Origin of the sequence: Pseudopedobacter sp., from assembly GCF_040392825.1 — a bacterium.
In the GTDB taxonomy this organism is placed as follows: domain Bacteria; phylum Bacteroidota; class Bacteroidia; order Sphingobacteriales; family Sphingobacteriaceae; genus Pseudopedobacter.
Genome location: NZ_JBEBVH010000231.1, coordinates 1 through 6,580 on the forward strand (window position 1 = coordinate 1; position 6,580 = coordinate 6,580).

Below are 6,580 nucleotides of genomic sequence, written 5' to 3' on the forward strand. Positions count from 1 at the left end.
TTAAATTAAAAAAGAAGAAATTGGATCAGAGTAATATTAAAAGATACAGCCTCTTAACATCAGGTATCAATTAGCCTTATCGTTTTTGGTTTCAACAACCGGTTTATAAACATGTTCACGACAGTTGGTGAAGACACGGTTCCACTCGGTTAATTTATCGTTGATAAAAACCAACTTATATTCTTCATTGACATCACTTTTATACGCTAATATCTCTTTTATATTTTCCTGATTATCTTTAGACGCCGAACTTACAATGTAGTATTTGCCCATAACATCAATAACCTGGCTTTTACTCATCCCGAGATTGATATTTCTCATATTCTGGTTTGCATTGTAAGAAATCATATTATACGAGGAGCATCCAAACAGAAATATTAAAATAGAAAAGGATAAGCTTATGATGACTTTCTTCATATTTATTTTAAATTTAGTTTGACTACTTCCTTGTTTATAAAATCAATCTCCTCTATAGATAAATTAATATCAGCAGCTTTTGCATTCTGGACAGCCTGTTCTGCATTTCTTGCGCCAGCTAAGGCTACAGTAATACCAGGCTGCTCTATTGTCCAGCTTAATACTAACTGCCCCAGACTTGCATCTTTTTCTTTAGCAATTGGTTCAATAATACTTAAGAATCGATTTACTTTTACCAGATTTTCTTTTTGGTAGAAAGGAAGTCCAGCTCTATGGTCACCTTCGTTAAAATGGTGGTTTTCTTTAATTTTTCCTGTTAGTAAACCTCTTTCTAATGGGCTATAAGCCAGAATACCTTTGTGTTTTTCCAATACATACGGAACAATAGTTTGGTCAACGGCTCTTCTAAGCATGCTATAGGCAACTTGGTTAGAAGCAATATTTAAAGTTTTTTCCGCCTCCTGCATTTGTTCCAAGTTATAATTACAAACGCCCGCATAACGAACCTTACCGTCTTTAATGAGCCGAGATACAGCTTCAAAAGTTTCGTGAATTGGAGTGGTTACGTCAGGCCAGTGAATTTGATACAAATCAATATAATCTGTTCCCAGTCTGCGTAAAGAGTCTTCACATTCTTTAATAATACTTTCTCTACCAGCGTATTTGTAGATATCTATATCTTCTCCTGCATTGTTCTTGCTTTTAAACCCAAAATCTCCTTGAGTTAAATCCCATCGCATGCCAAACTTGGTTAATACCTGAACCTTGTCCCTGCTTAGATTTTTAATAGCTTTCCCAACAATAATTTCACTATGTCCCTGTCCATAAATAGGAGCAGTGTCTATAGAAGTCATACCTTCATCAAATCCCGCTAGAATAGCTTTTATGGCATCATTTTCATCAGATCCGCCCCACATCCAGCCACCGGCAGCCCATGCGCCGAAGGCAATGGCTGATAATTGTAAATCTGTCTCTCCAAGTTTTCTGTATTTCATAGTCTTTTAATGTTATGTAAATCTAATTCCAAAACTATAGATGCCATGATATTATCCGAAATAGAATAGCTAAAATGACTAAAATTTAATATTTGCTCCGGCAAAGAAAGATCGGTTCGCCGCAGGATTGAAATATCTGTTTCCAAAAGCATTAATGTCGTTTCCAAGACTGTATGTTTCATCTAACAAATTGTCTGTGCCAGCATAAAAGTTCAATAGACTTTTTCCAAAATTCTTTTTCCAGTTTAAACGCATTTGAATAAGATGATATGCATCTGCAAAAATCGTTTCGGCATCGTTTAAAGAAGTTTTTCCATTATATTGGTGTTGTATAAATACAGATAGATTATGCTTAAGGTCAAAATTAAGCCCGTTAGTTAAGCTTTCTTTTGGTACACCGGTTAGGATGTTTCCCGAATAATCATTAGTCCCGATGATATAGTCTGTAAATCTGAAATCAGATAAGGTAGCTGCAGATGTCCAATATATTTTTTGTAAAAATGCTTTAGATTGAAATAAAGTAGTGTGAAGCTGCAGTTCGATACCTTTCTGTTTGGTGCCGCCAGCATTTAGGAAATAATCTTCCGAACTGTCATTTATCCGTTTAACAATAGCGTTGTTCATTCTGTAATAGAAAGCACTAAAATCCAGGAAAATTGTTTGTTTATAATTGTTAATCCTGAAACCGGCTTCGTAATTCCAGCCAGTTTCGGGTTCCAGATCCGGATTTACGCGAGCATCATTGGCTCTTATTTCTGCAGTTGTTGGTAATGAATAACCTCTGCTAATTATTCCTCTTACAGACAAATTAGGCATTACAAGATAAGAAGCTGCCAATCTTGGCATTAGAGTTGGATCAAACTTTTTCGATCCGGTTATTGAACCAATCGATTGAGGCAAGGGTTCAAAATCTATTTTTCCAAAGTTAAGGCTTACAGAAGCATCTGCTTTAAAGCGTTGTCCAAGCCTAAAAGTATACCTGTTAAAAATAAATTGGGTTTCATTCTTTATTCTGTCGGCAGCAGTAATACTGCCTGCACTTCCTTCCAGATTGGTATGGTTAATAATATCTGCACTTCCATACTGATATTCCCATCCCAGATTCCATTGCCAGCTAAAATTCTTGTTTTGTGTTTCATTTTTTAGTTCAAAATAAGTTCTTAACGATACAGAGCTTTCGTCTCTCGTTTCGTAATTAGTGAAGAAAGGATTTTTGAAATCTGAGGTAATACCGGAAACTGCGATAACATGTTTGAAGTTTGGTGAAAACCTTTTTTCATGAGCCAAACCTCCAAAAAAACTCTTATTAAAAATTCCAACATTTAACTCTTTTGCGTTGGCTCTTGCTGCTTTGGGGTTTTCCTGCATTTGGGAAAGCGTTAGCCCTCCCGGAGTCTCATAACCCATATCCGAATAAAAGCCGGAAAATCTTAGTTCAGCATGATCTGCATATTTCCATTTCTGCTGAGTCTGTACAAAAAATCGGTTCATTCCGGTATTTAACCGGTAGCCATCACTCCGCTGATATGCCTGGTTGAAGCTCATGCTATATTTTTCATAATTGCGGTCGATATTAACATGTTGCGTAACAAATCCGTAAGACCCGGCTGTCACACCAGCCTCTGCAGTATTCGTATCCGAAAGGCTATTCAGCAAAACGACACCACCAGAATTTGCTCCAAATAAACTCCCGTCAGGACCTTTCAATATTTCAATTCGCCTGATGGTGTTCTGATCTATGAGATTCAGATAGGTGTTTCCCCCGGCGTCAGTTAATGGAAAGTCATCATAGTAAACCTTTATATTGCGAACACCAAAAGGGGATCTCAGTGAACTTCCTCGGATAGCAAGCCTGTAACTTCCTGGTGATCGCTCTTCCATACTTACTCCACTTATACTGTTAAAAGTTGCAACCAGTGACTGTATATTTCGTTCTTTAATATAAGATTCTTTTAAAGTTACTGCAGAGGATGGAAGACTTATCAGCGGTTGATCTTCTAAATAAGCCTTTACATTAACTTCAGATAGATTTACGCTGTCTTTCAGTGTCTGGCTAAAACCAATAGAAGGGATGGCTAAACTTAAGATAATTGCATGTAAGGTTTTCATGAACGGAATATATGTTATATTTTCAAATCTAGGTAAAAATGATGATTTTGATTATATTCAAACTAATTACAAAAAAATGTGTTTAAACATTGATAAATTTTTAAACTATTAAAAACTAAACAACATTCATCAAACATGAGAAAATTAGCATTACCACTTGTATGTGTAGCTTTTTTGGCAGCATGTACCACCAATCCTAAAGGAGACAAAGCAGCAACAGGCGAAGAGGTAACAGATAGTCTGGCTGTAGAAGGAACAGTTTATAACATTGATACTGCTGTTTCTACAGTGCAATGGACAGGAAGTAAAGTAACCGGATCTCATCATGGAACTGTTAAAATTCAGTCTGGAAAGGTCATACTTAATGAACAAAGTCATTTGGTAGGCGGTGAATTCGTTGTAAATATGCACTCTATTGTTAATGAGGATTTAAAAGGAAATGATGAGTACAAAAATAAACTGGAAACTCATTTGAAAAGTGAAGATTTCTTCAGTGTAGAAAAAAATCCGACAAGTACATTCAAAATTACTGAAGTTAAAAATCAAACTCCTGCCAGCGCAGACATTTCAGGAAACCTGACCTTAAGAGGTATAACCAAGAATATAAGTTTCCCGGTGCAGGTTACTTCTGCATCTGCTGATGCTTTAACTGCTACTGCAGACTTCAATATTAATAGAAAAGATTGGGGTGTGGTATATGAAGGAATGAAGGATGATTTAATTGCCGACGAAATTAACCTGAAGATTTCAATAACAGCAAAAAAATAGGAGAGGGGAGTTATTTAAAGTATAAAGGAGTATCAATTGAATCTTGGTACTCCTTTTTTATTTAATTTGAAACTGCTGTTATTTATCTGCGAAAACAAGACAAACAGGAGCACCAACATTTACCTTATTGCCGGTAAACTCTAGCAATCCCGATTTTTTATTACGCTTAAAAATAAAGATGTCATCAGTATTCTGATGGGCAACGAGTAAAAAACTATCTGTAGGATCTATTGCGAAATTTCTGGGACCTTTACCCAGGGAAGGCTGAGCACCTATTTTATTTAATTTTCCATTTTTTTGATCAACACTATAAATGACAATTTCGTTTGCAGTTCCTCTATTGCTTGCATATAAAAACTTACCATCCCCCGATAAATGTATGTCAGCAGCACCGTTAGTGCCCGAAAAGCCAGAATCATTCATGGCGATATGTTGTATCGCTTTCAATTCATTGTTTTTATATTGATATACAGAGACTGTGGCGTCCAGTTCATTTATAACATATACCAGATCACCTTTTTTATTGAAAGCGATATGTCTGGGACCACTTCCTGCAGGAGTATTAACCGATGCCTGAGCAGATGGAGTTAATGCTTCTTTACTGTCCGGCTTATAAACATACTCGAAAACCTTATCTACGCCTAAATCCGCAGAAAGTAGTCTGTCACTATGGGGAACATTTACAATACTGTGGGCGTGTGGAGCTGTTTGTCGGGAAGTAATGCTTTTTCCTTCATGTTGTATAAGCTGGTTTAGCGGTAATATTTTTCCATCTTTAGCGACAGGGAATGAAGTCAGGTTTCCGCTACTGTAATTAGCCACAAAAAGATGTTTTTCATCTTTGCTAAGTGTTATGTAGCAGGGGTTTTTACCCGCTGTTTTTTGTTGATTTAACAAAGTTAGTTTACCATTTGTCTTATCAAAATCGAATGCATAAACTAAACCCCCGTTTTCTTCGCCAACGCTATAAACCTTATTTTGAGATTTATTTATTGTTAAAAAAGAAGGGTTCGATATTTTTTCGGTGTGGCTGGAAAGTGTTAGAGTACCTTTTTCTGTATCAAATTCATAAACAAAAATACCATGCTGCTGAGATTTGGTATAAGTTCCAACAAGCAGATGGTATTTGTTTTGAGCTATGCTATTTGCATAACCGGTAGTCAACATACCGAAAATCAAAAGCGAAAATGTTGTTTTCATCTCCCTAAGATAACGTATTGCGTGGTTATAAAAAATACGTTATAACAGAATACTCCGGAGTATTATATTTTGGCAGTTAGCAAGATGTTTTCTGCTTTTTGTTTATCAAGGAAAACAGATCTGTAATTTGGATTGCTACCATTAATAAACATGCAGGTTTTATCTTTTATAAGCTCAATAATTGTCTTATTCAGTTCTTCCGGGACAGCCGGGCAACCGTGGCTTCTACCCAGTCTGCCGTGGTTGTTAATGAAACTTTCACTTACATAAGATGCACCATGGACCACGATAGCTCTGCTTCTTGCAAGGTTATTAATTCCTCTGTCTAAACCATCCAGTTTCAAAGACAGGCCGTGTTTTCCAAAATAAGTTTCATTGGTTACATAGAACCCCAAACTGCTTTGATGAGATTCTGCAACGTTCGAAAATTTATTGGCCATATCATCCCCGCTGCCTCTTCCATGAGCTACATAGGTGTTTAACAGAACTGATTTATTTTTAAGGTCTATAATCCACATTCTTTTTTCTGTGCTTGATTTGCTAAAATCTATAACAGTAAGAATTTCTTTGTCTTTGTTAAGCTGATGATCCCTTTTTAAATTAATAAATCCGGTGATAGCTTTTTCAAAAACAGGGAAAGCCAATCCTGTCTGATGCAGACCGATTGTTTGATAAACATTACTAATGTAACTGGAGAAGTTAGGCTTCTCGGTAATTTGTAAATTTAATGTGTCGGTTGAATTAGTTTTATTGTCAGAATTAGTAGATAAATTAGTCCAGCTAATTATTGATACTGCGACAAAAAGAAACAAAATAGGTAGAACATGTGTTAATAGATTTTTCGATTTCTTCATTTTTCTATTTTCCATTTACAACTCCAATCTTTTATCTATTTAATTTTAATAGGTTAACTATACAATATATACTTAAAAGGAAGTAAAGTAACCCGCGCTTAAGCGTATGTGACAATAAATCAACAATTAAAGACTTTTTACTTAAGACGATACAATATACGTAGAATCTTTTGTTTTATTATCTGTATCAGGTATTTGAATGTAGTAAGGAATTGAAAAAGTTACAATAGTTCCCTT

General features: G+C 35.7%; 6 protein-coding genes. 1 reads left to right on the forward strand and 5 read right to left on the reverse strand.

The features are described 5' to 3' along the window. Nucleotides 1-66: 66 nt before the first annotated feature. From ABWO41_RS14205 to ABWO41_RS14215, 3 genes are all read right to left on the reverse strand, one after another. Nucleotides 67-321: a hypothetical protein gene (locus ABWO41_RS14205; RefSeq protein WP_353139357.1), complete on the reverse strand. Its 255-nt coding sequence runs from the start codon at nucleotides 319-321 to the stop codon at nucleotides 67-69. 98 nt (nucleotides 322-419) lie between these two features. Then, the gene (locus ABWO41_RS14210; RefSeq protein WP_353139360.1) at nucleotides 420-1,412 is read right to left on the reverse strand and encodes an aldo/keto reductase; all 993 of its coding nucleotides are present in this window, start codon (nucleotides 1,410-1,412) and stop codon (nucleotides 420-422) included. Between the two features lie 78 nt (nucleotides 1,413-1,490). Then, on the reverse strand, nucleotides 1,491-3,521 hold the full coding sequence (locus ABWO41_RS14215) for a TonB-dependent receptor (protein ID WP_353139363.1): 2,031 nt from the start codon (nucleotides 3,519-3,521) through the stop codon (nucleotides 1,491-1,493). A 135-nt stretch (nucleotides 3,522-3,656) separates the two neighbouring features. On the opposite strand from ABWO41_RS14215, the gene ABWO41_RS14220 reads away from it, so the two are divergent. Beyond that, nucleotides 3,657-4,289: a YceI family protein gene (locus ABWO41_RS14220; RefSeq protein WP_353139366.1), complete on the forward strand. Its 633-nt coding sequence runs from the start codon at nucleotides 3,657-3,659 to the stop codon at nucleotides 4,287-4,289. 78 nt (nucleotides 4,290-4,367) lie between these two features. Here ABWO41_RS14220 and ABWO41_RS14225 read toward each other — a convergent pair whose 3' ends face one another. Together ABWO41_RS14225 and ABWO41_RS14230 are read right to left on the reverse strand one after the other, a co-directional pair. Then, nucleotides 4,368-5,489, reverse strand: coding sequence for a lactonase family protein (locus ABWO41_RS14225; RefSeq protein WP_353139369.1), 1,122 nt, complete (start codon nucleotides 5,487-5,489; stop codon nucleotides 4,368-4,370). Nucleotides 5,490-5,551: 62 nt separating this feature from the next. Further along, entirely contained in the window at nucleotides 5,552-6,358 is an 807-nt protein-coding gene (locus ABWO41_RS14230) for a murein L,D-transpeptidase catalytic domain family protein (RefSeq protein ID WP_353139372.1), read from the reverse strand. Nucleotides 6,359-6,580 lie beyond the last annotated feature (222 nt).